Origin of the sequence: Nannocystis pusilla (assembly GCF_026626665.1) — a bacterium.
GTDB classification, from domain to species: Bacteria; Myxococcota_A; Polyangia; order Nannocystales; family Nannocystaceae; genus Nannocystis; species Nannocystis pusilla.
The window spans coordinates 11,136,053-11,161,013 of record NZ_JAPNKE010000002.1; the positions used below are offsets into that span (position 1 = coordinate 11,136,053).

Consider the following 24,961-nt stretch of genomic DNA (forward strand, 5'->3'; position numbering starts at 1 on the left):
GGGCTAGAAGCGCTTGTGGAAGACCAGGCCCGCGAGGCCGGGCGCGAGCATGGGCGCGGCGGCGCTCTGCCGCGGTCGCGCGCGGGAGGCGGCGACCAGCGCGATGCCGGCCAAGACGAGCGCGCCGCCGCTGATGCCCGTGGCGAGCGCGGTTGTGCGGTGGAGCTCGCCCGCCTTGCCGAGCGCCTCGACGGTGGCGAGCTCGGACGGACCGAGCGGGCCCTCGGTCGAGTCGTTCAGGCGATGAACCTCGTCGAAGGTGAGGCGCCGCATCACCAATGCGTAGGTCATGAAGCCGAGGAGGCCGCTGCCGACCGCGAGGTTCGTGGCGCCGCCTGCGAGTAGGCCGCGCGAACGTGGCGACCGCGGCGCAGGCACCGGCTTCGGGACCTCGACAGGTACAGGTCGGACGATGACCTGCTTCGGCCCCGGCGTGCGCGAGAGCGTCGGAAGGACGCACTCCTTCTCGCCGGCCTTCGGCACGTGCGCCCGCATGTCCGCGTCGACCTCTTTGAGGCGGCGGCGGATCCCCGGCTCGTCGGGGATCTGCGCGTCCTCGCCGAACGCGTCGATCAGCTCCTCCCAGTGCTCGAGCAGGATCCGCCGCACCTGGCACAGGTACTTGACCTCACCTGTCGTTTCGTACAGCGAGATCAGCGAGCTGCGCATCGACCCGAATACCCAATCGCGGGCTCGGTGATAGCGGATCGGATCCGGCATCGCCTTGTACGCGGCGTAGTAAGCGTCGTAGGCCGCCTGATAGTCGTGGGCCAGGCTGAGCTCGGATCCCCGTGCGTTGAGCTCGAGGGCTTCGGGCGACCAGTTCATCGGCTCCTCACCCGCGCGCGCCGGACCGGCGACGAGGCTGAGCGCCAGGACCACGGCGATCGAAATTCTGAAAGCACGCATGGCCGTCCTCCTATTCGAACTTGAAGACGTGGCGCACCGACTCGGTCGCGGGCCCGCGATCGTACTGCCGCGATCGGACCGCACGGGTCGTACACTCGATGAGCGCCCCGTTGCTCTCCTTCGGCAGCGTCACCCGCTCCGCGAGACCTGCCGCGCTGATCGCTACCTTCACCGGGAGCTTGCCCTCGAGGTTGCCACCGTGCCGCCGGAAGCACACCTCGACGGCGGACGCCACGGTGCTCAGGTCGCGTACGATCGTGCGCTGGCGCGGCGAACTGCTGCGCTCGGTCGCTGGTGGTGAGGGCGACGGCGCCGCGCTGGCCAGTGTCGGCGTGATGTTCGGCGAGGGGGCGGGTGGCGGCACCGGCCCCCGCGGTTGCGAGAGAAGTGCAAGAAGAGCGTCGTCCACCGACCGCGGCGACGTACCTGACTCGATCAACTGCTTGAGCCCTCGCACCGTCTCTTCGAGCTGTTCGATTCGCTCGTCCCGTGTCTGACCGCCGCGGATTGCGTCGACCACTTTCGTTCCGACGATCCCGACCGAGACGCACATCGCCGCGGCCACCGCGAGGAGCCCCTTCGAGAGCGTCCCCGCCGTCGTCACGGTCGTCGCGGCGCCAGCACTCGCAGCGGGTGTGGCGAGCGCGTCCGCCGGGGCAGGCGATGGGAGCGGTGGGGCTGCCGCGAACGCCGCCACCGCTATCTGCGGCTTCGCGGCCACCTTCACGGAGGGCGGCTTGCGGGCGGCGAGTTCGCTCTCCGACGGTTTCGCCAGGAGGTCGCGGGCGATCGCCAGCGCCTCCGCGAACTCGGCCATGCTCTGGATCCTGTCCTATGGGTCAGGTCGCAACGCGTTGTAGAGCACGCGCTCGAGCTCGGCGTCCTCGAACTCGGGCACGACGGAGCGGATCGGCCGCGGCTCGCGTTGACCGGGCGCGAAGGGGAGCCGGCCCGCCACAAGCTCGTAGAGGATCACGCCGAGGGAGTAGACGTCGGAGACGAAGGTCGGCCGGGCAGGAGGGTGGCGCGCGAGCAGCTCCGGCGCCAGGTACTCCGGGTTGCCGAACTGCACCCCGAGGGGCGTCGCCAGACGCGAGCCCGGTGGATCTTCATATCGCTGCGGATGACGTATGTAGAAATCCTCCAACAGCCTACATACGCCGAAATCGATAACCTTTACACGAATTTGGGACCCACGCAGGAGCATGATGTTCGAGGGGGTGAGGTCGCGATGCACGATCCAGCGCTCATGCGCCTTGCCGACCCCCGCGCATACTTGCAGGCCGATCTCGATAACCTCGGCGGCCGGTAGCCGGAGCCGGCGGTCCCGCACCTTCCGGATCGACTCGCCGTCGAGCAGTTCCATGACGAGGAAGAGCTGACCGTTGCTCCGCTTGCCTCGCGTACCGGAAGTGCCGCTCGACTTGTCGGCCTCGTCAGGCACCTCGTCGCAGGCGAAGATGCGGACGACGTTGGGGTGGTCGATCGCCGCCAGCGCGACGGCCTCGCGCCGGAGCCGCTCGCGGCTGTCCTCACGCAGGCGCAGCTTCGGGTCGAGGAACTTGATGGCGACGTCGCGGCCGAGCAGCAGGCTGTAGCCGCGGAAGACCATGCCCATCCCGCCCTCGCCGATCAGCTCGCGCCGCTCGATCTGCCCGGGCAGCATGCACGGCGGCGGCACCTCCTCGCGGACGAGCCCCGGTGCATCCGGGTCGTCGTCGAGGGCGCCCCAGCCCGAGTCAGCGTCTTCGTCCTCGGCGTCGCCGTCGTCGCTGACATCGTCGTCATCCTCATCGACAACGACGTCCGCGACCGTGCGCGCGACAGGTTCTTCGTCCTCGTCTCGACCTCTTGGAGAAGACATGGCCATCGGCACCTCGGAGCCGGCGCGACCATATCAAACCGCAGCAAACCAGACCATGCCCGTCGCGGGGCACGGCGAAGTTGATCGATGTGTAAGCTGGACCCCCTTCATTTCAAGTTCCTTTTTGATCGCGGGTTCGCGGCCCCCGAGTGCTCGAGCGGCTCCACGGCCAGAGGAGCACGCTCTCTCGTGGGACTTTGCGGGGCGTGCCATCTCGATGGACCTCGTCTCTCACAACTCGCGGACGCTGGACCTCATTCAGCCCCACGAGAGGATACCTATGGCGAATCGTCGCACAGGAGTGGGCTCACGGCCGGTCCACGGTGTTCCGAGCCCCACCGCCGTACGCGCCGTTCCCCTCGTTCCCCTGTTTCGCCCTGTTCGTCCAGGCCAGGCTGCTCAGCGCCAGCCCCACCGCTACGGCTCGCGCGCGCGAGCGGTCGTTCGGCAATATACACCGGCCGAGCGAGGCCCAGCGCCGGGACTTCTTCGCCCTGACTCGCCGCTGGCTGGACCGCCTATTCGACGCGTGCCCGGGAGGCGGCGCTGCGCTCCGCGACGAGCTTCACGGGCTCCTCGCGCCGCTCCCCGTCGACGATCCACAAAGCGGCCCGTAGAAGACTCCGACGACCGATACGAGCGAGAACGTCGACAATGCCGGGCGCATCATTGGCCGCCAAATCGTGCAGGGGCAAGGTCGGGTCGGGCACGGATGGCGAGCCCAAGGCGACTGCGCTCATCGCTGGCAGGCCGTCAGAGACGTGGCGCGATTCCCGCGGACAACCTCGATCGCCGAGGTTGTCCGGGGTCGATTGGGCGGCGATGCAACAGAAGAGGGCCATCTCGGCGGAGCGCATGGCGCGCGGACAACCTGACAACCTCGCGTGCCGCGTCGCGTCGCGGGGAACCACTGCAGTGGTGGAGCGCGATATTGCTCGGCGCGACCGCAGGTGGTACCCAAGGGCATGCGCTCCCTGAATGCCCGAGCGGCGCTGAAGATCGCATGGTGCTGCGGTACGGCGACGTGTATACCGGCTCCGTCAGCGCCGACGGCCGCACCGAGTGTCGCACCGGTAGCGTCTTCCCCAGCTCCCGGCACCCTCGTGATCGGTGCACGGACCCCTCGGATCGTCGGCGGCGAGCACCACACTTGCGCGATTACCCAGGACGGCGGCGTCGCCTGCTGGGGGGACAACAGCGACGGCCAGCTCGGTGACGACACCGGCCGCCCGAGTCGGGTACCGGTGCGCGTGGATGGAGTGCACGGTGTCGTCGCGCTCGCCAGCGGCCACGCTCACACCTGCGCCCTTCAACGTGCGGGGCGGGTGTACTGTTGGGGCAGTAATGATTTTGGTCAGCTCGGGAACGGCGTGTCGTTTGGTTCGGGGAGGGCGAAGCAGGTCGGGGCGTTGACCCGGGTGGAGGCGCTTGCCGCGACGGATTTCGGGACCTGCGCCCTCCAGGATGGGAGCGTGTGGTGTTGGGGCTGGGGCGACGGTGCGGTCGACCCGATTGTGGAATTGCCGCGGCTTCGCCATCCTCTCCCGGAGAAAGTCCAAGATCTTTGCGCCGGCGAGAAATTCATGTGTGCTCGGCACGGCGCAGAGATCTCCTGTTGGGGTACGTCCAAGCAATACGCTCCCGCCAGCCGCGTCCGGGGATCGCCGACGCGCGCGGCCTCGCCTGCGGAGGGGCTGGTGCGTGCGTCGTCCGTGAGGACGGGACCGTCGGGTGCTGGGGCGCGACCGGAGGGGACGGGTGGTGGTCGGTGCAGTTGGTCCCCGGCGTCACCGATGCTGGCGACGTCGCGGTCGGCGGTCGTCACGCCTGCGCGCTCCACCAGACCGGCGCAGTGAGCTGTTGGGGTGACAGCAAGGACGGCCAGCTCGGCACCTTTGCCCACGCCCCTGGTGCAGCCCACGCCGTGCAAGTGACTTGGCCCATGGTAGCCATCGGTGTCGGCGAGCACCATAGCTGCGGGCAGTATCGAGACGGCCGGATCGCCTGTTGGGGCTCCAACGCGCGTGGGGAGTCCGGGTGGGGCCAAGAGTCGCTCAGCCTGTCCCCGGAGCGGATCGTTGGGCTGTCCGAGATCGACGGGTTGCTCGCCGCGCGCAGCTTGACCTGCGCCCAGCGACGGGGTGAGGCTTTGTGCTGGGGGGCCATGTACGGCCTCCAGCCGGGGTCCGAGCTGCTGGAGCCGACACGCGTCGAGGCGCTCCGGCGGAGCCGTGGCATCGTGGGGGCCGGCGGGACGGCCTGTGCCTGGACGGCGGACCACACCGCCCACTGTCTCGCGGGTACTGCAAGCGTGCCGACGACGGACGTCCTGCAGATCGTGCCCGGCGATCGGCGGTCGTTCCCCTGGGCGCTACGGTCCGATGGCGTGTGGCGCCAGCCGTCTTCGGAAGCGAAGCTCTTGCCCGAGGACTTCATCGCCGCGTTGGCGCCTCCCCCTGGCAAGCCGCAGGCGATCGTCGAGATCGCTGCATGGTCGGATGCTGACGGCCTCTGCGCTCGACTCCAGCAGGGCCGCGTGCGTTGCCTGCCCGACGTGGAGTCCGACGAGGAGCCGCTCGAAATGTCGCTCGCCGGATCCCGACGATCGCAACCGCTACCGGACGCCCGTAGCATCCGTTCAAATCGACTCGGTGTTTGCGCCTTGCTGGTCAACGGGACCGTGGCCTGCATCGACGACTGGTCAGAGGACCCTGCCGCCGAGCTCGTCCCGCAGCTACGCGAGGTAGTTGAACTCGCCGCGGGTCAGCGGCACTTCTGCGCGCGAACGCACAAGGGCGAGGTGTTCTGCTGGGGCGGCAACGAGAGCGGCCAGCTCGGCGACGGCACGACCCGGTCGCGCACCAAGTCGCCAGTCAAGGTCATCGGCCTGACAGGCACCCGGGGAATCGCCGCTGGCGATGTCCATACCTGCGCGCTCACCCAAGCGCGCGAGGTCGTCTGCTGGGGTGACCATCGCGGCAATGGCCGGGCCGCACACGCCAAGGCCAACGAGCGCAGCGCGTCACCGGTGGTCATTCGCGGGACGCCGCTGTGAGTCGCGTTGGACCGGTGTCCGCCACACAAAACTTCGTCCGCGCGTCGACTTCAGTCGCCCCTTCGGGTCAGGCTGATCGCGCTGGCTCGCAGCCGCGCCCGATGCCGGTGGGTAACTCCTTCATGCCGCAGGCCGTCTTGCACCGGTCCGTCGCCGAATGCGGCCCCGAGCAGTGGCCAGTCACCTACGAGCTCGAGGGACGTTTCGTCGACGTCTCTCCCTTCTTCACCACCATGGCGATCGACGGCTTCATCGGCGACTGGCTCAGCACGGATCCTGTCGACCCGCCACGGATCTACGGCACCTTCAGCGGCGACCTCGCCGGCCCCTTCGAGGCCGTCCACTGCGCAGCGAACGACGTGTTCATCGACAACTGCGGGTGACCGGGTGGTGAGCGGCTGGGCCGGGCTCGCCGAACCCGCGGTCCGCCGCCGGAAGACCGCGTGCGGACGTGCAGCATGCCGATCGGGATCGCGCACGCGCACTCGTTGTGCGAGGATGTCCTCAGGCCTCGCCGGATGCACCCGACCCTCCACGCGCTCATCGAGCGTAACCTCGTCATCTGCGTCGGTCCCCTCGTCTCCGAGGCCGCCGGACTCGCGGGACCGCGTGGCCTCGCGCAGCACTTCGTCGAGTCGCTGCACCCGATGCTGCCGGACCGCGCCGAACTGGCCGCGCTCGTCGCCGCCGGCGAGGTCGCCCGGGCGCTCGAGCGCGTCGAACGTCTGATCGGCAGCGCGCGCTTCATTGACGTCGCGCGGCCTTTACTCGACCGCGGCGACGCGCGCCTGCCTCTCGTCGCGCGGGCCATCGCGGCGCTCTCGCCCGAACTCGGCCGGATCTGCACAACCAACCTCGACACCCTGCTCGAGCGCGCGCTCGAGTCCTGGCCGGCGCTGGACGCCGAACCGCGCGATCTCGGCGGGAGGGAGCGCTGCCTCGTGAAGCTCTGCGGCACGGCGGCGCAGGTCTCCTCATGGGTGCTCACCCGCGAGCGGCTACTCGCCCGCGGGGCAGAGCTGCCGCGGACCGGGTCGTGGTTGCGCAGGTACCGGCTGCTCATCGTCGGCTATCGCGCTGACGACGAGGTGTTGCGCCGACTGGTTCTCCCGTTGCGAGGTCGTGACGCCTGCGGCCTCGAGCCGGTCAACCTGGCCTACGTGCCCGCCGACAGCGTGACGCCCGAGAGCCGGGAGCTGTTGGCCGAATACGGGATCGAGCTCGTCCCGATCGCCGGCGATTACGACCTCGGCGCCGCCGAGTGGCTCCACGCGCTCTTCGATGCCTACCAGCGAGAGACGAGGACGCGCAGCAGGCCGCCGTATCACCGGCGCTACTATGACGGATATTGGTGTCCGTACCGGGGCCTCGCGCCGTTCGAGTCTGGCGACGAGGCGCAGCTCTTCGGCCGCGCGGCCGATGTCCACCGCGCGATCGAGCAGCTCCGCGTGCGCCCGGAGAGCCGCTGGCTGATCGTCCACGGCGCCGACGGGATCGGCACGTCCTCGTTCGTCGCCGCTGGCGTCTACCCGGCGACCATGCGCGGCGCGGCGTGGACCACGCCCGGCGAGCCGACCTGGCACGGGCTGCGAGGACGTGTGCACCGGCGGCCGCTGCTCGCGCTCGCCGAGAGCATGGCGTCGCTCGCCGCCTCGCGCCTCCGCTCCAGGGAGTACGACGAGCCGGAGCCGGGGGAGTACGACGAGCCGGAGCCGGGGGAGTACGACGCGCCGGAGGACGAGGCGACCGGGCTCGATCCGGCGCCGACGACCGCGGCCCTCCACGAGCAGTTCGGCGCCAGCACGCGGGCGCTGGCGGACCACCTCGCCTCGTCGCATCCGGGCGGCCTCGTGCTCGCCGTGGACGGGCTTGAGGACGCGATCGACAGCGACGACGACGAGGAGCAGGAGCGGTTCGCGGCCTCGGTCGCGCACGCGCTGGCGCACGCGGCCGTGCCGTTCTTGCTGATCACCCCGATCCGCAGCCGCTACCTTGGCGAGCTCCATCGGCTGCCACAGCTTCTTGAGCGGATGACCGGCCGGGATCCTCCCGTGATCTACGCGCTCGCGCCGATGACTGAGGACGCGCTGCGCCAGGTGATCCGGGGCCCCGGCGAGCGCGCGGGGATCATCGTCGCCGAGCGGCTGGTGGAGCGGATCCTCGCGGATGTCGATCGGCTGACGCGCGCGCCACAACCACCGCAGCCGGGGACCGTCCTGGCATTGCTCGCCGCCGCCCTGGCCGGGACGTATCACCACATGAAGCACGGTGAGTTCTGCGAGACGGCTTACGAGGCCGGGGCGGGTCTCGCCGGTGCCGTCGAGCGGTACGCCGAGCAGGCGGTCGCGGCAGCGATCGCGGACTACAGCGAGACCTGGGTGCGGCGTGTGTTCCTGCTGGTGCTCGCGGGCGAGGTCGATCGACGCGGCCGCCCCCGCCCGCTGACCCACGAGGAGGTGATCGAGCGACTGCTGCCGCATGTCCCGGCGGACAGGCCCCGAAATCAGCGGGTCCGCGCGGAGAACGTGCTCCGGCGGACGTCCGTCGCGGCCGGCGGGCTCATTTCGGTCTCGAAGCATTGCGTCACCCTCCTGCATGACGTGCTGCGGTCCCACTGGCCGCGCCTGCGCGCCTGGCAGGCGCCGGACTGGCAGCCTCCGGTCGGGGAGACGCCGCCGAGCGGAACGGTCCATGCCGAGATGGTCGCGTGGGCATGGCCCGCAGGGCCCGCAGGGCACGACGCCGCCACGGTCCGGTCCGCCCGTAAGCACCCTCGGCAGCGCCCGCGCGCGGCGCCTCCCCGGACCCATCCCCGCGCCTCGCCGACCCGCAACCGCTCGAGCAGTACACCATGGCCGCTGAACGACCCGAGCCGGTGCCGGGCGGCGCCGCGACGCGGCCCGCGCGAGCCGAGCCAGTGCCGAGCCCCGCCCAACCGGCAGCCGCAGCGGACATGGCGACGACGCCGTCCGGCGCCGGCTTCTGGCTACAGACGATCGGGATGATCACGCTCGGGAGCACCATTGGTGCGCTGCTCACAATCGTCGTTCGCGTGCTCCTCACCGCCGGCCCGGCCGGGCCGACCACTCCCGCGATCGCCAGCGAGCCGATCGTCGACCTGACGCCCACGCCTGAACCGCCACAAGCCCCCATCCACAACGGAGTCGCTCAACCATCGCGGCCCACTGTACAGCCCGACGAGCCGCCCTTGGTCGACCTGGAGACGGCGCTCGATCGCGCCGGCGAGCCCCTCCGCGCGTGCGCCCGCGAACCCGGGCAGCTCGTCTCCATCGAGCTGGCGGTCGAGGCCGGCGCGACGCGCTTCACCAGGATCGACGTACGAACCACCGAGACGACGGCAGACCGCTGCGTTCGTGGCATCCTCGAACGCCTCCGGTTTGCGGCCCGGCCGTCCGCGTCGGCCTTCATCACGGAGCTGACGGCCTCAAGCAGCCCGAGATAGAGGGCCTTCGGGCCGCTCCCGGGCCGGTGCTCGGGGAAGCGTCGGCCCGGCGGTAGCAGCGAGCTGGTCACGCAGAGGCTACGCGGTGCCTTACGGCTGGCCTTGGGACATTTTCGCCAAGTTGAACACCGTGGTGCGATGCCACTTCTTGCCTCGCGGACAGAAGCCCTCCTCCTGCAACCTCTGCGCGATAGCGGCATAGCTCATGCCTTGCCCCCGCAACTCACCGATCCTGGCGATCGCGCGAAGCTCGTCGGGGTCCGGCTCGAGACGGAGCGCTTCGCGCCGGCGGATGCCTTGGGAGTCCACATAGTAGTCGCCCCATACGATCCGCTGTCCATGAGGCGGCTTGCCCCCTGCGGGCCGTCCATGCTGCTGCATGTTCTGCAGGATCTTGGAGGTGTTCTCGCTGATCATCCGCCGCTCGAACTCATGGACGTTGTCGAGGATGCCGCCGAGAAGGTTGGTGTTCGGGCTGTCGTCGTCGACGAGCCCGTCGAGGGTCTGAAGTACGGCCCCATGCTGCTTGATGGCCTTGCGCAGAACATAGGAGAGCTCGGCGTCGCGGACGAAGCGCTGGCGGTTCCTGACCAGGAATGCGCCAGCCCCGTGCTCCCGCAAGGCCGCAAGTGCCTGCAGGAACCCCGGGCGGTCCTCCATGCGATCGGCGCCACCCACGTCGATGTCCTCGAACACGGCGGCAAGACGAATCTGACGCGTGGTCGCCCAGGCTTCGAGCTCGGCGCGTTGAGCGGCCGGTGACTCTTCCTGCCGGTCGGTCGACACCCTAATGTACCCGACCGCGACGGTCGGATTACCAGGCTTCTTGGCACTTGTACGGCGTTTCCGCCCCCCACGGACCATGGGCCAAGCATAGCATTGTTCAGAGCCCGACCGGATTCCGAACAGTCACCGAACGTGCAAGATTATGAAATTGCTATATAATTCGGAAATCTTTACGTTCCATTTAATGGAATAATTTTTGCATAAGACCAGTGTGCCATCACTCTGGCCAGCATTGGTATGCCTCAAGCTGGCGTAAGATCAGGACACGTTGCTGCGCGCGACGTGCGGCGGAACATGGCCACCACGCAAATCGCCGGACCTCCGGGGCTTTCAGCAGGGGCCGCACTCGCGACCCGCGGTGCGCAACGTGTATCTCGAGTTGCACTTGGTGCTCGACCAGCTCCGTGCTGCCCGTAGCCCTTCACCCAAACAGCCACTCCGGTACCGGGACGGGCTCCCTGGGCTCGCCATACCCCTTGAAGAGAAGAGCATGGGTAATCCATCGAGCAGGCACCTCGATCCTCGGATCAAAGTGTGGTGACGGCGCCTCGCCTTCCTGCTTGGGGGAATTTCGCATGGGATCCGGAACCGCCGCGACAGGTAAAACCGTGGCTCGGCGTCGTCGTGATCGCGGGTGCTTTGAACACGACTTCCTTGTGCACCCAAACTGGCGGCGCCTTGACCTCCATGGCGCCGGCCGAGGTGCGAATGGTGACGAACCCCTCCTTGACCTTTCGCTCGCGCTCCGCGACCGCTGCAGCGCAGGCTTCGCAATAGCGCTTGCGCTTGAGGATCGCCGCGCCACACTCTCCGCACGTGCCTTCGGGGCGCCGCTTCGAGGTCGAACGATTGTTCTGTCTGGCCGCGCACGCGTCGCTGCAGAACTTGGGGTTCCGGGTCGTCGCTCCACAGACTTCGCAAGGGTGTTCGGTGCTCATGGGAACCGGGTGACTGCCTGGCCGGCGAACATCGGCGGCCGAGTGTCGACCATATCAGGGTTCCTGTCACGATCTTTGCCGCGCTTCTCGCTGCTGGTGAGCCCACGCATCGATCTTCAGTAACGTCTGGCGACTGCGTTGTGACGAGGAGCCAGCCGGAGACGTACAGGAGTGACGGCCGTCCGGGTGGCGGTGCCACACCAAACCTGAATCCGCTCGCGCCCGTCCCAGATCTCGGACCGCGGAGGCGATGAGTCCGGTGTTCGCCACGCTCTGGGAGCTCGAGGCCCGGACGGGACGCTCCATGCGCACGGCGGGTTCTGGCCCTTGCGCGCGCCGTCGGGCGCCGAGTTCGCGGCGTGGCTGTCGGTGTTGAAGGCGGTCGGCGTCGAGCGCGTGGAGATCTTCGCCGCGGTCGAGTACGTCGAGGAACACATGCGCCACGGCCCTCTGGTCCGCCGCAATAGCTGTCCGATCGGCCGACTGACGGTGGACGACATCGACATCATGCGCTCCTGGGATCGGATCGATCGCGTGGTGCTGGACGGTACCTTCCGCGCACACCAGAGGCCGCCCTGTGTTCCCGCTCCGCGGCGACGGCTCGCCCATCGGCAACCCCCGGGTCGTCCGCAGCGGGGAACCCGGCGACACCCCGACGCCCGTCAGGCCGCTTCCCCCTGTGCGGCGGCCGGGGGCTCGGGGAGGACGACGAGCACGGCCTGCATGAGCCATCTGCGAACACGGTGGGCGGCCGCCTGTCGCGTCAGGTGCCAGGCAGGCGGGGCTGGGGGAAGAGGGAGTCTGGTGTCGGCGCGCCAAAGTGGGCGTGGAGATGGAGCAGGACCTCGGCGTCGAGAGCCGCGTAGGCGCGCTGTGAGGCGCTGAGCGGGCGCTGGGACCAGTCGCTCGTTTGATCGGTCTTGTCGAGTTCGAGCCCGAGTTCGCGGGCACACACGTCCTTGAGGGTGTGTCGTCCGACGTTCTTGCCGCGGAGCCGGCGAGAGACGACGAGGGTATCGACCACGCCGTCGAGCTCGAGGTCGTAGCGCCTGAGGGTGTTGCGCTCGAACGTCGCATTGTGGATGACCTTGATGATCGTGGGGTCGTTCAGGATCGGCGCGATCGGGGCGAGGTCGGTGACGGCGAGGGCGTCGACAAGATAGACCGCGTCGGCGCACGCAATCTGCATCAGGCACAGGACGCGCGTGTACATCGTCGTCTCGACGTCGAAGCCGAGGACCGTCTCGCGCCGGAGGGCGTCGCACATGGCCAAAAAGTCGGCCTCGGTGGCGATCCAGCGGACGCGGCCTGATGGCGCGGTCTCGGACGGAGCCGGAGCCGGCGCCGGCTTCCGCTCCGGTGCAGGCTCGCTGGGAGCGGGACCCCGAGATCGGGTGTTCGTGAGGGTACACGGCCGGTCAGCCAGCGCGCGGCGCCCTCGAGGTCGAGGAGGTAGCTGGCAAGGCTCTCGCGCTCGACCCAGGCCGGCATGAGCGGCTGGAACTTGCTCAGGCGATAGGCCGGAAGGGTGTCGGCGATATCCTGCCAGAGGCGTTCGTTCTCCCAGAACTCGGGCTCGGCGATCTGCTCGATCGCTTCGAGCAGGTCGCGCTGGCTGATGCCCTCGCCGCGGATCTTGATGAGGAAGTTATCGGGGATGACTTTCCACTGGTCGTGCAGCGCGCCGAGGGCATAGCGCAATGTGTGGTTGATCCGACCGCCGGCGAAGGTCCACCAGCGGAGCTCGCCCTCGGCGACTTCGATGGTGCCGCGGCCGGGGTCGGTGAAGGCGGACATGGCCGCGCGCTGGAGCGCGAGCGCATTCGCGGCCTCGGGGGTGAGGTACTGCGGGACGTCGTCGGCGGCGAGGATGACACGGACCTTTGCGCACAGCCGCTCGCCCAGGAATTGCGGCAACATACCGCCCCAGGTCGGCTGGCGACCGCGCGGCGCGGGCTCGACGATGATCCGACGATCGTCGTGGCGGATCGCCAGTACGGCCCACGGACGGCCGCTGAGCAGGAAACAGCTCACGCCTTCGACGAGTCGATCGACGAAGCCTTGATTGAGCGTGCCGAGGGGCTGCTGGTTGGTGGTCTCGACAGTGTAGGTCTGCGGGCTCGAGAAGACCGCGTAGAGCTCCATGAAGTTGCGGCGGCCATAGCGTCGCTCTGCCTTGGGACCGAGCAGCAGGCGGCCATCGAGGAGGAGCAACGACTTGTCGCGCAGCATCCACGCGACGAGCCGCTCGGCCTCGGCGCGCCGGATCCCGCGGAAGTCGGGGACGCGTTGCAGTTGCTCCCAGGCGTCCTCGAAGGTGACACCGTCGGAGGCGAGTGACATGGCGAGGAGCTGGTGGATCAGGACCGGCCAGCAGCGGTCCTGCGGCGTGATGTCCTCGACCCACCCGGCCCGCGCGAGCTCGATGAGCGCGATCGCCTGCAGCACGCCCTCGGCGGTCTCGCAGAAGAACGAGGTGTTGGCGGCTTGGCCGGCACGACGGCCGGTGCGCCCCATGCGTTGCAAGAAAGAGCTGACGGTGTCCGGCGCTTCGGCCTGCAGGACGCGGTCAAGGTCGCCAACGTCGATGCCGAGCTCGAGCGTCGAGGTGCAGACGATGCAGGCATCGCTGCCCTTGTTAAACTTCTCCTCGGCGGTCTGCCGCTCCTCGCGCGAGACAGCGCTGTGATGCACGAACACGTTGGTGCCGGCACTGCGCATGTGCTCAGCGACGGCCTCGGTCATGCTGCGGGTCTGGCAGAAAAACAGGCTCTTGATCCCCTTGGCGACGCGAGCCGCGTCGCGGGCGATCTCGGGCAGGGTCGGCCGATGGCTGATGAGGAGCTGGCGCTTGCTCGGCTGCTTGGGGGGGTCGACGATCATCGATTCGCGCCGAGACGTGCCCTGAAGCCAGGTCAGAATGTCGGCCGGGTTGCCGACGGTCGCGCTGAGGCCGATGCGTTGGAGGTCGTGCTGCGAGACGCGCGCGAGCCGTTCGACGACGCTGAGCAGGTGCGCGCCGCGGTCAGTGCCAGCGAGCGCGTGGATCTCGTCAACGATGACGATCCGCAGGTTGCGAAATAACTTGTCGGTGTCGACCCGTTGCGAGACGAGCATCACCTCGAGCGACTCGGGCGTGGTCATGAGCAGCTCGGCCGGCTCGCGGACGAAGCGCTGCCGGTCCGCGCTCGGGGTGTCGCCGTGCCAGACGAAGCGCCGCAGGCCGACCATGTCCGTGTACGTGCCGAGCCGTTCGGATTGATTGTTGAGCAGCGCCTTGATCGGAGCGATGTAGAGCGCGCCGACGCCGTCCGCCGGGTTGTCCATCAAGGTCGAGAGCGTCGGGAAGATCGATGCCTCGGTCTTTCCACCGGCAGTCGGCGCGAGCACGACGGCATTCTTGCCGGCCAGCAGCGCCTCACCGGCCTGCTCCTGCACGGGGCGCAGGCTCGTCCAGCCGAGGCGGGCGACGATCGCCTCCTGGAGGCGTGGTGAAAATCGTGCGAATACACTCATCGCCGTCCTCCCGACCCATCACCGGGAAAAGACTCATTCATACGGATCAAGCCCCCATTCAGCGAAGACGGCATTCACTCCCGCAGTGCTCCTGATTGGACCTCCACGTTTTAAGCGGTAGTCAGCAGCGGCGAGCACGCGCCCGAACACGTGGTCCCACGGCAGCGATTTTTTGCGGAGTGGGACGCGATACCACGTGACGATCTGGGCGGATCGCCCTCCGGCGGGCTTCCGTCCGAGCACTTTCATCGGTGGGTGTACATCGATCGAATCTGCGTCTGCATCGACCCACAATACCCAATCGTCGCGCCGGATCCACTTCTCGTCATTATCCCACGAAATATCGACGGACCATTTTGCCGGGGGTCCGGCCTCCGCCTGCCTATCCCGGTGGTTTGCCTGGTAGTGTGCCTCGACGAGCCTCGGCGGTGTAGCTCCGACATAGCCTGTGACATAGAGCCGAAAGTCTGGCTTGTCTCCCCTGGCTTACGGCCACGCCCACCGTTTCCACCGCGAGGCTGACGATATTCTGACCGAGCGAACTCGAGGTAAGTCTCATCGACGGCGATGGCGTCGCGGCACATTCCCCTGATGAATCGACGGGCGTCTGTGGCGAGGGAGCGATCTCTACTGCGATGCGGCTTCCGCGAGACGGTTGGCGGCGCTCGCTGATGCGTTCGCGGACCCTACGACGGCAAGGTCGCCAAACACGTACACTTTGGCATGGAGACGCTCATGTGAATAGACGTCCACGCCACGGACGATCAGGCGCTCTATTGCAAAAGGGTTTGTCGTACCAGCGCGGAGCGCTTCTCGCCCCATGTTGCATACCAGGATGTCGCCGACGCCGAAGTCGCTCAAGAGCTCAGCACCGTCCGCGCCAACGAACGCCACGGCAGCATACTTTCGCCCACGCGCCCCATGCGCCGCTGCCTGTATCGCCGACCAGACCTTCTCCGTCAGGAGTTCGGTGGTCACCACACGTCCTCCTTCAGTACCGGCTCACCCGTCGCGTCCTCGGCGATCAGGAGCGGCTGGCCGGTGATTACGTGCTGCTCATGGGCCGTGAGGTCGGAGAGCTCCGGGAGCTTGAAGGCGTAGTCGCGGGCCGGATCGTACTCGGGGTTCTCGTCGACGAGGTCCATCTGCGTGACGAACTCGCGCAGGAACTGTCGCGGGACGACGCCGACGTTGCCCTTGAAGCCCGCGGTGACATCGGCCACCAGGCGGTCGATGAAGGCGTCTGTGATCCGCTCGAGGAAGCGCTCAGGATCTTGCGGAACGTAGATCCGCCGCAGGTGCAGAGCGACTGCCCTAGGCGCTCCGCGCCGAACGGGACGAGCGGAGCTGGGCCTGGCGGACGCTAACGAAACGGCCCTGGTCGATGAAGCGGATCCGGTCATAGAGGCGGAAGTCCGCGGACTCCGTGCTGCGTGTCGAAGAAATCCGGTGTGCCGGTGATGAGCCACAGTAGCCCGGGGTAAGAGCCAGCCGCGTCGGCGATCTGGCGGATGCCGTTGAGCGACTTGTGGCGCGAGTCCTTGCGCATGCGCAGGATTGTCTCCGCCTCGTCGATCACGATCACGAGGCCGTCGTACCCAGCGGCCTTGATGATGGCCACGACGCCACGGAGGTAGTCGAGCGCCGTCCCGCTCTCGATCTCGCCCTTGATGTTGGCCAGCTTCTTGGTCGCGGCGCCGATGTTGCTGCTGCCGCAGAGCCAGGAGATCAGGGCTCCGGCCTCGGCGACCTTGCCCTTCTGCTTGAGGTCGAAGATCGTCTGGATCACCGACACGAAGTCCTGCGGCGCCTGGCCGTTGGTGGCGGAGACGAGGTCGTCATCGAGCCGCTTGCGCACCTTGGCGTCGAAGTCCGGGTCGTCGTCGGCAGCCTCGCCGAGGCTGGCCTCGATGCGGGCGATCCAGCGATCGAGGATGTCGCCGAACGCGCCGCGCGGGCACACCGCGGTACCGAGCTCGGTCATCACCTTGCGATAGACGTCGTCGAAGCGGTGGAAGCGAAACTCGGCCTCCGAGACGATCACAAAGCTGGTGGCGAAGTTCCTGTTCTGGGCGTCGAGCGCGGCGAGCCGGGCCATGAAGGTCTTGCCGCAGCCGTAGCCGCCGCGGAGGAACTTGATTGTGCCCTCGCCTGCGCGCACGAGCTCGAGCTGGCGGTGGATCTCACCGCGCTGCTTCTCGATGCCCTCGGCGATCGCCTCGATCCCGCGCTCGGGGACAAGGCCCATGCGCAGGGCCTCGAAGATGTGGTCGACGTCTCTTCGGGTCATCGTGCTCATCGGTTGTCCTCCACGCGTATGTAGCGCTTGACGTTGCCGACCTGATCCGTCCGGGCGACGAAGGGGGCCAGAGCCGCGAACTCCTCAAAGCGCTGGTTGAAGCGGCGCAGCGGGCGGGCCCCGCCGAACATGGTAACCGCCTGGTCTTCGGTGACGACGCCGTGGTTCGCCAGATGCCTGAAGATGTCGCGGGCCGGGCCCTCGGGCAGCCGCGCCAGCCAAGCCTCGCTGGCAGCGGACGGTGGAGCGAGCGGGGCGGTCGGCTGCGGGGTTGCCTCGCTTGGCGCAGGGCGCTCGGGCTCGCGCGCGCGGAGGGCCGAGACGTCGAAGCGACGCTCGAACACGTACGGCTTCACCTCGGCCTCGCCGGCGGGGTGATAGAGCTCTACAGGTACGCGCGCGTCGGGCGGCCCCGACAGGCGGAAGAACACGTCGAACTCCTCGCCCATGCGCGCGACGAGGGTCCCGCCGCGGAGCGTGGCGCCGCCGAGGACCTGTGAGACCTCGGCCTGCACGTCTTCATTGCCGACGACCTGAAGCGCGAGCTCGATGTCAGCGCGGCTGTCGAAGTTCAGGGCGCCGCCTCCGGCCTCGACCACCACCTTGCCGCGGATGCAGTAGAGGTTGCCCTCCGGCTGCACCTTCGGGACCTCGGCCACGATCGCGTATTGAAGCGTGTCGCCGCCGGCGGGCCGCTTGTGGCGGATCGTGAGCACGGGGATCACGCGTTCCTGCAGGCTGTTGCCGCCGTGGACGAAGGTCTGCGAGCGCTTGCCGGTGTCGAAGACACCGGTGGTCTCGGGCATCATGAGCTGCAGTCCGTCGACGCCCGCGTAGCCGAGCTGTGAGAGCGGCACGCGGACTTCGCCGACGTGATCGACGGCGCTCGTCGAGAGCACGTGGCGGCGACGCGGGTCGGTCCTCCGGCCGTGCTGCAGGACACCACGAAGTGTGTCGTCGAGCAGGAGGAAGCCGTGATCGGCGGTGAGGACGAAGCGGTGCACACCTGCCTCGTGGAGCAGGCGCAGGGCGGCGCGGATCCGTTGCAGCGCCGGGCCGAAGGCGACGAGGCCGACCCCCTTCTCGCCGGCGCTGTCGATCTCGTCGACGTGGACGATGATCAGCCGCGCTCGCGCAGCCGTCCGCTTGAGGCTGGCGCTGTCGCGCGCAAGCACCTCGGCGAGGGAGAGGCCCGGGCAGGTCTGGCCGCCGACGACGTCGCCCATCGCGCGCCGCCGGCTCTCGGGACCGTCGACGTGGTACTCGCCGCGGATGAAGCCGGTGATGTTGTCGTCTTTGAGCGTGGGACGCAGCTTGCCCTGCTCGACGGCGGGGGCGAGCGCGCTCATCCCGACGGCGGTGATCGTCGGCAGCTCGGCCAGCCGCGCTCGCAGCTCGACATCAGTGCCTGCGACGTCGCCCAGCGCCCGCCTGAGATCCTCGGCCATCTCGAAGCGCAGCGCGTCGACGAGGAAGAGCACCGTGGCCCCCGTGGTCTGGATCGACGGGCGCACGACATCCTCGAAGAACATGCGCTGCTGAAGCGCGGGCGGCGGGAGAAACCCATTCGCGCGGCAAACCCCGCCGAAGCCCCGGGCCCAGTTGTCGGCCCATGCGTGCCACAGCTCGCGCAGGCCCCGGAGTCGCGCACGCAGCAGATCGTACTCGGGGAGCTGCGGGTCGTTGGTGGCCTGCCACGCCTGCTCGAGCTCGCGGTGGGCGCGATCGACGGGGGCTCCCACACGGACGTAGCGGTCGACCGCAGCCTCGAGCGAGTTGGCGCTGAGGCCAGGTCCGGCGGCGGTGAGCGCCAGGCCGAGGGCCGCGGCCTTTTGTACGAGCTCCCACGCCGACTTGCGCAGCGGCCCGCGTCGCTCGATCCAGAACGACACGCCCTCGAGCCGCTCCTTCGCCCACTCCAGCACGGTCTCCCACTGGCGATCGCCGAGGCCCGCGAGGGCCGCCTGGTAGATCTTGCGCTCCTCGAATTCGAAGGTGTCGATCTTGCCGAGGTCCCTGGCCTCGGCCTCCCTGACCTCGACGACGAGCAGATCCTCGGCGGCTCCGGCGGCTTGCTCGTAGAAGTCGCGATGGCGCTGGCGGAGGTGAACCGCGAGCGCGCAGCCGGCCTCGATCATCGGCCTGGGCAATTCGGGGATCCCGACGAGCTCACGATCGCGGGGCTTACGGCGGAGGTCGTGGACGTATTCGAGTGCGAGGGCCCAGCTCGCCGCAACGAGCGCGATCTCGTCCGCGCGTTCGCCCTCGCGCCACGAGGTCGGCAAACCCAGCACGGCTTGCAGGTGGTCCCATACGGCGTCGACCGCGTCGGGCCCGCCGGAGAGTCTTGCAGCGATGCCTTGCCCGCTCAGCAGGTCGTCGAGGATGGCCGACAAGCGATGCAACTTGAGCTCCCCGCGTAGACCGACCTCGGTTGTTACCGCGAGCGCGGCCAACCACTCGTCGGCGCGCTCAAGGGTGACTGGGGTAGCACGGAGATGGGCGTCGATCGCCTCGGCGGAGGCGAGACCTGCGGCGGCCTCGGCGATGAGGGTTTTCAGCGCCTTGCGATAGCGCGTGCCCGCGAGGTAGAGCTCCAGCACCGGCGTCGCCCGCACTTGCTCCTCGTTGAAACGGGGCATGTGGATGACGAGCTTGGGCTTGTCGACGTCGTCGGCGGCGCCCTCGAGCGCGAACATCAATTCCAGGAAGCTGCCGCGATAGGCACGCACGTTGTAGGACAGCGCGCCGGCCTGGCGGAGGGCGATCAGGCGATCGACGAATTGGGTGTAGTCGCCGTCTGCATCGAGCCAAACGATGAGGTCGTTGCGGACGACGGCCGCATGCAGATCCTCCTCGAGCGCGCGGGAGACGGGTCCAAGGTGCAGGGTCATGCCTCGTCCTCCTCGTCGTGCGCGTCGTCGGCGTCATCGTCCGCGCTGGTGACCTCGTCCTCGTCCTCATCGTCGCCCTCGTCCTCGATCTCGAGGTCGAGCTCGGTCTCGAGGAGCTGGCGTCGACGGGCAATTCCTTCGGGAAGGCAGTAGGAATCGTCAGGCGATCGCCGGGTTCGTCGGGGGCGATCAGGCGGAAGCCGGGCAGGTCCTCGACCGGCAGGCCCGCCTTGCGCTTCTTCCGCAGGATCTTTCGGTAGCGTCCGAGGATCCGCAGCTCGAGGAACCAGCACTCCTGGGGGACACTGGTCCAAAGGCCAGGTTCGAGCAAACGGATATTCGGCTGCAGGCGGTCGTGCTTGCGAGTGCGACGGAGCACCTCCTTCTCGACGATGGCCAGCGCGTGAATCGGGTGATCGGCCAGGAAGACGGTGCGATGCGCCTCGTGGCCGCCCTCGCCGCGGTAGGGCGCCTCCTCGATGCGGAAGTCGGCGGCGATCTCGTCCTGGAGGCGAAGCTCCCACGCCCAGGCGCGCGGAGGGTGGTAGCGCCAAAAGCAGCCGTGGGCGACGGCAAGCGAGGGGTCATTCCTGCATTTCTCGTCGACGTGGCGCGGCCAGTAGCGCATGGCGAGGTGCGACCAGTCGTAATCCTTCTTGCCCTCCCCGGCGGCGAGCTCGCTCCACCATTTCTTCGGGTCCTTCCACTGCGGGGCGAGCAGCGGCCACAGGGCGGCGCTGTTGATCATGACGCCGTCGTCGAGGTCCGGGGCGTAGCGGACATCCTCTCGCTTGCGGCCCTTGTTGTCCGATGGCGGCGGGCCCTCCTCGGCGCACTGCTCGACGGCGGCGATGAAGGCGACCAACTCGTCTCGTGCCTTGAGCACGACAGCGAGGCGCTTCTCGGCGACGCGCGCGGCCTTCTTGTCCTTGCCGTCACGGGCAGCGCGGAGGTCGGGGAGCTCGCCATCGATGCGTGCGAGGGCGGGATTCAGATGGTAGGCGAGGAGCGCGCGCAGAGTCGAGTCGTCCCAGCGGTGGATCGTGATCCAGGCGACGAAGGTCCGCTTCTCGGACGATACCGGCCAGTGGATCGGCCGGTTGTCGTACATCTTGCGGTGGAGCTCAAAAAACTTGTGGGCGAGGTAGCCGCGCAGGTCGCTGCCGCTGGCGATCGCAGAGCCGTGCTCCTCCCAGGTGCTCACAATCCGGCGCGCTGTCGGGTGCCCGAGGCTGTCGCGGTCATCGCTGGGGTGGAGGGAGGTGTCGATGAAGAGGATCCCGTGCGGGAGGGTGTGCGCGAGATCGTCCTTGCCCGGGTCGAGAACGCCCTGGCCGTCCGCGCCGAACCGCCCCAACGCGACGCCGAGGGCGAACGAGAGATGATCGGTCACCGGCTCGGGGTCGTGCTCCGCGGTGTAAACCGGGAGCGGAGCGCCCTCGGGACGATCGACGGCCGCCTGGGCCCACTCCTGGGCGTGTCGCCACGGTGAGGGGCCAGGCCGGCGGAACTCGACTGACGGTTCCCGGTGAGATTCGTGCTGCGAGAATTCCCGAGCCAAAGTCTGAAAGACGCGCTCTACGCCGTGGATGGCAAAGAGCGGCAGCCGCTTGGCATCGCCGACCTGAAAGCTAATACTCGGGTTTAATTGCTGGAGAATCTGCCTGCCTCGGTCGCTGTTCATCACGCAGCAGACACTCTCGCGCATTCTCGGAAACACGGATTGTCCCTTGACGTCAAATATGCTGCGAAATCGATGCAGTCGCGCCGAGAACCGACTTCCTGTAGATGCAAAAGCTACTCCCGGCTTAAGATAAAATTCTTCGTTCTGCGGACGGGATGCAAGTTTTCCATCGCGTTCGAGCAATTGATCTGAAGACCAGCAGGAGCCCATCGAATCGCGTGTGTGCCGGGCTCGAACCACTCCAGCCCTTTTGCTCCTTTGATATAGGGAACCCAGGGCGCCATAATCACATCGACCTCAGAAGCCCCATAATCCTCAAACTTCACAAATTGGCGCCGCATTGGATGAATTTCGTTTGGCGACCGCAGGAATCGAATGTTGTCGCCGGTCGCAAGCCCTTGCTTAACCGCACATTCCTGCCCGAGCTTCGACGTCGAGGCATACCAGGAGACAAACGCATTGTCCCAGGCCAAAACCAATGGCGCTCCATCGATGTTGCGATAAGCGGCCGGATACCTTCGGCTTGGCTCCGCAACGTGGAGCATCGCCGCCTTTTCTCGCGAATCTAGCCCTTCGCTCGCGTCCACGACGGTCATAGCCAAATCGGCGGCAGATTCAGAGGATGCGCGCAGCGAGAACGCGACAGCCTGCACAACCTCGCCGCCAATCTGCGCAAATGCGCCGGCGCCCAAGTTGGCGATAGCAAAAATATGTCGACATTCAAGGTGGCGACGGAGATGCCGAAAACGGTGAAGATAGAGCCAGTCCTGCTTGGTGACCATCGCTGCCCATCCCCCTTGCACGACGAGTTCCACCGCTCGGGTAATAAACATGCTAAACAGGTCGGTGCCGGCATCCGGAAATTGCCGCTCAAGATTCCCCGCGTCGCTGATATCAGAGGTGTCTTGGTAGGGCGGATTGCCGACTACCAGATCATAGGTTCCCTCACGAGTCATGCGCAAGAAGCGCACGCCCGTGGCGAGTTGTTCGCCGCGCAGGCGCAGGCCGAGATCGTCGCCGCTCGTGTGTGCCTTCAAAAAGGTCTCGAGGCGCTCCAGTATGTTGCGCTTGGCTTCTTCCGCGAACGTCGGCAGAAAACTGCCCTGACCATCAGGTTCGTCCTTCCTGGCCGCAGGGTCTTCGTAAGCCTTGATCGCATCCTCGACCGTGTGGGCTACCCGGAGCAGACTCCCGAGGTGGTCGGCGCCCTTAAGACCTTCGATGATCTCGTCGGTGAGCTCATGTGGGATCCCGGTGTCGCGCTTGATCGCCTCGCGGAGCTCCTTGAGGGCAGGATCGTTCGTAGGCAAGCTCGCCAGGCGCAGGTCCGACGCGACCAGGTTGAGGTGGTGCGGGCGCGCCTTAGGACAGGTCTCCCTGGCCTTGAGCCACAGGGCCGCGGCGGCGATCTGGATCGCGCGCGGGTCGAGGTCGATCCCGTGCAGGTTGTTCTCGAGGATGCACTCGGCGACCTTCTTTTCAGACCACTGCTCTTGCCCCTTCTCGCCGCGGTGGCCGGCCTCCTCGTCGTATAGCGCGACCAGCAGCTCGAACGCGATCACCAGGAAGTGCCCAGACCCAACCGCGGGATCGAGGATCTTGACGTCTCGGATGCTCGTCGGCGCGTGGTCGGGTGCGTCCTCGGGAAGGGTCTGGGGCACGTAGTAGGCCCAGTAACGTTCGGCGTCGCTGTCGAGCTCCATCAGCGCGGTTAGCGGCACCTCGCCGCGCTCGCGCTTGCCGCGGAATTCGCGCGTCGCGCGTCGAGATTCGCCAGGGTGCCGTTTGCGACGACCGCCGGCGTCCAGGAGTTCTTCTTGCAGATCGCCAGCCACAGCGGCCCCAGGCTGTTCTGCAGCAGCCAGTCCACCATGTAGCGCTCGGTGAACATCTGCGTCTTGCTGGCGATCTCGTGGCCCTCGAGCTTGCCGCGGGCATTGAGCTTGGCATCGAGGGCCTCGCGGTCGGGGTCGTTCCAGTATTGATAGACCCAGCCGAGGGTCATGTCGTCGGTCCAGCACGACTCGAGCCCGGGCTGATTGAGCGCCTCGATCACCTTGCGGAGGATCGGCCAAGGCGCGACGATGAGATCCGCGATCCCGGCGGGACCGAACAGGCCCGGCAGGTCGACCGACAGTTCCTCGAAGACCAAGCCGAGCAAGAACTCGTAGCCGCGGCTCTCGTCGTCGCTTACGTCGGTGAGCGGCGGGGCGAGTTGCGCGAAGGTGATGTAGTCCGGGCTCTCCTGGCCGCCGGAGAGCACGAGGTTGCGGCGGCGCTGGCCGGCCTCGAGCACGCGAAGTACGATCAGGCGATTGACCAGCGTGGAGGCGGCCTGCTTGACGATGTCGCGGAGGAAGTCGTCGGCACTGCGGGCTCGCTTGCCCTTGCTGGCGCGTACCTCCTCGGCCAGGTAGGCCTCGAGGCGGGCCCGCTTGCGGTTGTGGGCCTCGTCAAGCCGGGCGTCCGCGGCGGCGATCCTGAGCTGATAGAGCCGTTGCGTCTCGCGGGTGAGCTGCGGGATCAGGTCGTCATGGAGCGAGCGGATCGTCCGGGACAAGAGCTGCTTGGCCTCGGGCTTCATCGACATGACATGTCGCTCAGGACAGGATGATGCGCTCGCCTTCACGGACGTGGGCCAGGAGACGCGCGCGGATGTCGGCGACGAGCCGCTCAACGTCGGCCTCGGTCTTGACCTCGCGATCACGCAGCTCGTGGCTCAAGGACAAGTTGCGGACGATCTGGCCCGACGTGCGGCTGACGAGCTCGTTGAGCCGCGCCCCAGCCTCCGCGAGGGCGTGATCCAGGGCGGGCTCGAAGCGATCGACGAGCTCGCGCAGGCTGGGCGCGACGGCCTCGGCGGTCGTGTCGGCGCGGACGCGGCGGAGCGGCTCGAGAATCCTGTCCGAAGCGTCTGCGCTGAGCCGGCGGAAGCCGTCGCGCCCGTACAGCCGTCCGATCGCGCTCTCGACCTGGCTGTCCTGCGCGGTGAGGATGAGGCCGCGCGTCTTGATGTAACAGGCGCGCAGGTCGGCCAAATCGGCATCGAGGGCCTTGATGTCCCGCCACGGCCGTTCACGATCCAGATGCGCCTTGACGCGCTCCAGAGCAGCCGCCCCCGCCTCGTCGAGGCCGAATTCGCGGAGCTGAGCGCCTTCATGGTCGCGGATGTTGGCCGCGCGCTGGACCGCCGCCCGTGTCTCTTCGGTCAGCTCACCGGCGAATTCGCGGAGCCGCTTCAGACCCACGCTCAGGGCGTCGAAGTGCGTGTGCAAAATCTGGACGATCGACTTCGCCCGCCGTGAGGCCCGGCTGCACGCCTCGATCGCCTTGTAGAGATCGTCGAACTCGGCCACGTGGGGAGCCCCTGGCAGGCTCCGCAGGCGGGTCTCGACGACCCGGAGGTCACGGGCGACGTCGGGGAAGTGAGCGGCGACGGCGTCGGCAATTGATTCATCATTGCGCTCGATCTGGATCGCGTCGCCCTCGGGCGTACGCAGGTACTGCTCGAGTAACTTGCAGATCTTGACTCGCTCCTGGGGACGGAGGCCGT

At 67.8% G+C, this 24,961-nt stretch carries 21 protein-coding genes; 6 read left to right on the forward strand and 15 right to left on the reverse strand.

What is annotated here, in order from left to right:
• Nucleotides 1-3: 3 nt before the first annotated feature.
• The 4 genes from OV079_RS49290 to OV079_RS49305 all read right to left on the reverse strand — a co-directional run bounded on the left by OV079_RS49290 (nucleotide 4) and on the right by OV079_RS49305 (nucleotide 3,630).
• Nucleotides 4-909 (reverse strand): hypothetical protein, encoded by a 906-nt coding sequence (locus OV079_RS49290; RefSeq protein ID WP_267777293.1) that lies wholly within the window; start codon nucleotides 907-909, stop codon nucleotides 4-6.
• A gap of 10 nt (nucleotides 910-919) precedes the next feature.
• On the reverse strand, nucleotides 920-1,636 hold the full coding sequence (locus OV079_RS49295) for a hypothetical protein (protein ID WP_267777295.1): 717 nt from the start codon (nucleotides 1,634-1,636) through the stop codon (nucleotides 920-922).
• Between the two features lie 105 nt (nucleotides 1,637-1,741).
• The gene (locus tag OV079_RS49300) at nucleotides 1,742-2,779 is read right to left on the reverse strand and encodes a serine/threonine-protein kinase (RefSeq protein WP_267778828.1); all 1,038 of its coding nucleotides are present in this window, start codon (nucleotides 2,777-2,779) and stop codon (nucleotides 1,742-1,744) included.
• A gap of 512 nt (nucleotides 2,780-3,291) precedes the next feature.
• Complete coding sequence (locus OV079_RS49305; protein ID WP_267777297.1) at nucleotides 3,292-3,630, reverse strand: hypothetical protein; 339 nt, start codon at nucleotides 3,628-3,630, stop codon at nucleotides 3,292-3,294.
• Nucleotides 3,631-3,738: 108 nt separating this feature from the next.
• Here OV079_RS49305 and OV079_RS59960 point away from each other — a divergent pair, with 108 nt between their 5' ends.
• The 5 genes from OV079_RS59960 (at nucleotide 3,739) to OV079_RS49325 (ending at nucleotide 9,291) form a co-directional block, all read left to right on the forward strand.
• Nucleotides 3,739-4,629 carry an RCC1 domain-containing protein gene (locus OV079_RS59960; RefSeq protein ID WP_420829468.1) on the forward strand — a complete coding sequence of 297 codons (891 nt, stop codon included), beginning with the start codon at nucleotides 3,739-3,741 and terminating at the stop codon, nucleotides 4,627-4,629.
• Nucleotides 4,542-5,828 carry an RCC1 domain-containing protein gene (locus OV079_RS49310; RefSeq protein ID WP_267777299.1) on the forward strand — a complete coding sequence of 429 codons (1,287 nt, stop codon included), beginning with the start codon at nucleotides 4,542-4,544 and terminating at the stop codon, nucleotides 5,826-5,828. The genes OV079_RS59960 and OV079_RS49310 overlap by 88 nt, the downstream gene beginning before the upstream one ends.
• A gap of 122 nt (nucleotides 5,829-5,950) precedes the next feature.
• A complete protein-coding gene (locus OV079_RS49315; RefSeq protein ID WP_267777301.1) occupies nucleotides 5,951-6,211 on the forward strand; it encodes a hypothetical protein in 261 nt (86 codons plus the stop codon).
• Nucleotides 6,212-6,346: 135 nt separating this feature from the next.
• Nucleotides 6,347-8,833, forward strand: a complete 2,487-nt coding sequence (locus OV079_RS49320) for an nSTAND1 domain-containing NTPase (protein WP_267777304.1) — start codon at nucleotides 6,347-6,349, stop codon at nucleotides 8,831-8,833.
• Nucleotides 8,830-9,291, forward strand: a complete 462-nt coding sequence (locus tag OV079_RS49325; protein WP_267777307.1) for a hypothetical protein — start codon at nucleotides 8,830-8,832, stop codon at nucleotides 9,289-9,291. The genes OV079_RS49320 and OV079_RS49325 overlap by 4 nt, the downstream gene beginning before the upstream one ends.
• Nucleotides 9,292-9,381: 90 nt before the next feature.
• Here the strand turns inward: OV079_RS49325 and OV079_RS49330 are convergent, their stop codons facing one another.
• The 8 genes from OV079_RS49330 to pglZ form a co-directional block, all read right to left on the reverse strand.
• On the reverse strand, nucleotides 9,382-10,155 hold the full coding sequence (locus tag OV079_RS49330) for a recombinase family protein (protein ID WP_267777310.1): 774 nt from the start codon (nucleotides 10,153-10,155) through the stop codon (nucleotides 9,382-9,384).
• Between the two features lie 449 nt (nucleotides 10,156-10,604).
• The gene (locus tag OV079_RS49335; protein ID WP_267777313.1) at nucleotides 10,605-11,015 is read right to left on the reverse strand and encodes a hypothetical protein; all 411 of its coding nucleotides are present in this window, start codon (nucleotides 11,013-11,015) and stop codon (nucleotides 10,605-10,607) included.
• Nucleotides 11,016-11,778: 763 nt separating this feature from the next.
• Nucleotides 11,779-12,282 carry a ribonuclease D gene (locus tag OV079_RS49340; RefSeq protein ID WP_267777314.1) on the reverse strand — a complete coding sequence of 168 codons (504 nt, stop codon included), beginning with the start codon at nucleotides 12,280-12,282 and terminating at the stop codon, nucleotides 11,779-11,781.
• Complete coding sequence (locus OV079_RS49345) at nucleotides 12,204-14,531, reverse strand: DEAD/DEAH box helicase (RefSeq protein ID WP_267777316.1); 2,328 nt, start codon at nucleotides 14,529-14,531, stop codon at nucleotides 12,204-12,206. The genes OV079_RS49340 and OV079_RS49345 overlap by 79 nt, the downstream gene beginning before the upstream one ends.
• A gap of 627 nt (nucleotides 14,532-15,158) precedes the next feature.
• Nucleotides 15,159-15,509, reverse strand: a complete 351-nt coding sequence (locus OV079_RS49350) for a hypothetical protein (RefSeq protein ID WP_267777319.1) — start codon at nucleotides 15,507-15,509, stop codon at nucleotides 15,159-15,161.
• Nucleotides 15,506-15,934, reverse strand: coding sequence for a BREX system ATP-binding domain-containing protein (locus OV079_RS49355; protein ID WP_267777321.1), 429 nt, complete (start codon nucleotides 15,932-15,934; stop codon nucleotides 15,506-15,508). Before OV079_RS49355 ends, OV079_RS49350 begins: the two co-directional genes overlap by 4 nt.
• Complete coding sequence (gene brxD, locus OV079_RS49360; protein WP_267777325.1) at nucleotides 15,931-16,830, reverse strand: BREX system ATP-binding protein BrxD; 900 nt, start codon at nucleotides 16,828-16,830, stop codon at nucleotides 15,931-15,933. Before brxD ends, OV079_RS49355 begins: the two co-directional genes overlap by 4 nt.
• Nucleotides 16,827-19,724: a BREX-6 system phosphatase PglZ gene (gene pglZ / locus OV079_RS49365; RefSeq protein WP_267777328.1), complete on the reverse strand. Its 2,898-nt coding sequence runs from the start codon at nucleotides 19,722-19,724 to the stop codon at nucleotides 16,827-16,829. Before pglZ ends, brxD begins: the two co-directional genes overlap by 4 nt.
• A 355-nt stretch (nucleotides 19,725-20,079) precedes the next feature.
• Between pglZ and OV079_RS49370 the strand changes: the two genes are divergently transcribed.
• Complete coding sequence (locus tag OV079_RS49370) at nucleotides 20,080-21,216, forward strand: hypothetical protein (protein ID WP_267777329.1); 1,137 nt, start codon at nucleotides 20,080-20,082, stop codon at nucleotides 21,214-21,216.
• A 305-nt stretch (nucleotides 21,217-21,521) separates the two neighbouring features.
• On the opposite strand, the gene OV079_RS56880 is transcribed toward OV079_RS49370, so the two are convergent.
• The 3 genes from OV079_RS56880 to OV079_RS49385 are packed head-to-tail and all read right to left on the reverse strand — an operon-like array spanning nucleotide 21,522 to nucleotide 24,764.
• Nucleotides 21,522-23,111, reverse strand: coding sequence for an Eco57I restriction-modification methylase domain-containing protein (locus tag OV079_RS56880; protein ID WP_338089157.1), 1,590 nt, complete (start codon nucleotides 23,109-23,111; stop codon nucleotides 21,522-21,524).
• An 8-nt stretch (nucleotides 23,112-23,119) separates the two neighbouring features.
• Nucleotides 23,120-23,998 carry a hypothetical protein gene (locus OV079_RS49380; protein WP_267777331.1) on the reverse strand — a complete coding sequence of 293 codons (879 nt, stop codon included), beginning with the start codon at nucleotides 23,996-23,998 and terminating at the stop codon, nucleotides 23,120-23,122.
• Nucleotides 23,999-24,008: 10 nt separating this feature from the next.
• Nucleotides 24,009-24,764, reverse strand: coding sequence for a hypothetical protein (locus OV079_RS49385; protein ID WP_267777333.1), 756 nt, complete (start codon nucleotides 24,762-24,764; stop codon nucleotides 24,009-24,011).
• Between the last annotated feature and the right edge of the window lie 197 nt (nucleotides 24,765-24,961).

Bases quoted from the DNA above. Each gene is read 5' to 3' on its own strand.
- brxD (WP_267777325.1), bottom strand. From the start codon at position 16,830: ATGAGCACGATGACCCGAAGAGACGTCGACCACATCTTCGAGGCCCTG.
- OV079_RS49330 (WP_267777310.1), bottom strand. From the start codon at position 10,155: ATGGTCCGTGGGGGGCGGAAACGCCGTACAAGTGCCAAGAAGCCTGGT.
- OV079_RS59960 (WP_420829468.1), top strand. From the start codon at position 3,739: ATGCGCTCCCTGAATGCCCGAGCGGCGCTGAAGATCGCATGGTGCTGC.
- OV079_RS49345 (WP_267777316.1), bottom strand. From the start codon at position 14,531: ATGAGTGTATTCGCACGATTTTCACCACGCCTCCAGGAGGCGATCGTC.
- OV079_RS49355 (WP_267777321.1), bottom strand. From the start codon at position 15,934: ATGACCGGATCCGCTTCATCGACCAGGGCCGTTTCGTTAGCGTCCGCC.
- OV079_RS49300 (WP_267778828.1), bottom strand. From the start codon at position 2,779: ATGGCCATGTCTTCTCCAAGAGGTCGAGACGAGGACGAAGAACCTGTC.
- OV079_RS49380 (WP_267777331.1), bottom strand. From the start codon at position 23,998: ATGTCGATGAAGCCCGAGGCCAAGCAGCTCTTGTCCCGGACGATCCGC.
- OV079_RS49315 (WP_267777301.1), top strand. From the start codon at position 5,951: ATGCCGCAGGCCGTCTTGCACCGGTCCGTCGCCGAATGCGGCCCCGAG.
- OV079_RS49320 (WP_267777304.1), top strand. From the start codon at position 6,347: ATGCACCCGACCCTCCACGCGCTCATCGAGCGTAACCTCGTCATCTGC.
- OV079_RS49290 (WP_267777293.1), bottom strand. From the start codon at position 909: ATGCGTGCTTTCAGAATTTCGATCGCCGTGGTCCTGGCGCTCAGCCTC.
- OV079_RS49305 (WP_267777297.1), bottom strand. From the start codon at position 3,630: ATGCGCTCCGCCGAGATGGCCCTCTTCTGTTGCATCGCCGCCCAATCG.
- OV079_RS49335 (WP_267777313.1), bottom strand. From the start codon at position 11,015: ATGAGCACCGAACACCCTTGCGAAGTCTGTGGAGCGACGACCCGGAAC.
- pglZ (WP_267777328.1), bottom strand. From the start codon at position 19,724: ATGACCCTGCACCTTGGACCCGTCTCCCGCGCGCTCGAGGAGGATCTG.
- OV079_RS49340 (WP_267777314.1), bottom strand. From the start codon at position 12,282: ATGTGCGACGCCCTCCGGCGCGAGACGGTCCTCGGCTTCGACGTCGAG.
- OV079_RS56880 (WP_338089157.1), bottom strand. From the start codon at position 23,111: ATGGAGCTCGACAGCGACGCCGAACGTTACTGGGCCTACTACGTGCCC.
- OV079_RS49325 (WP_267777307.1), top strand. From the start codon at position 8,830: ATGATCACGCTCGGGAGCACCATTGGTGCGCTGCTCACAATCGTCGTT.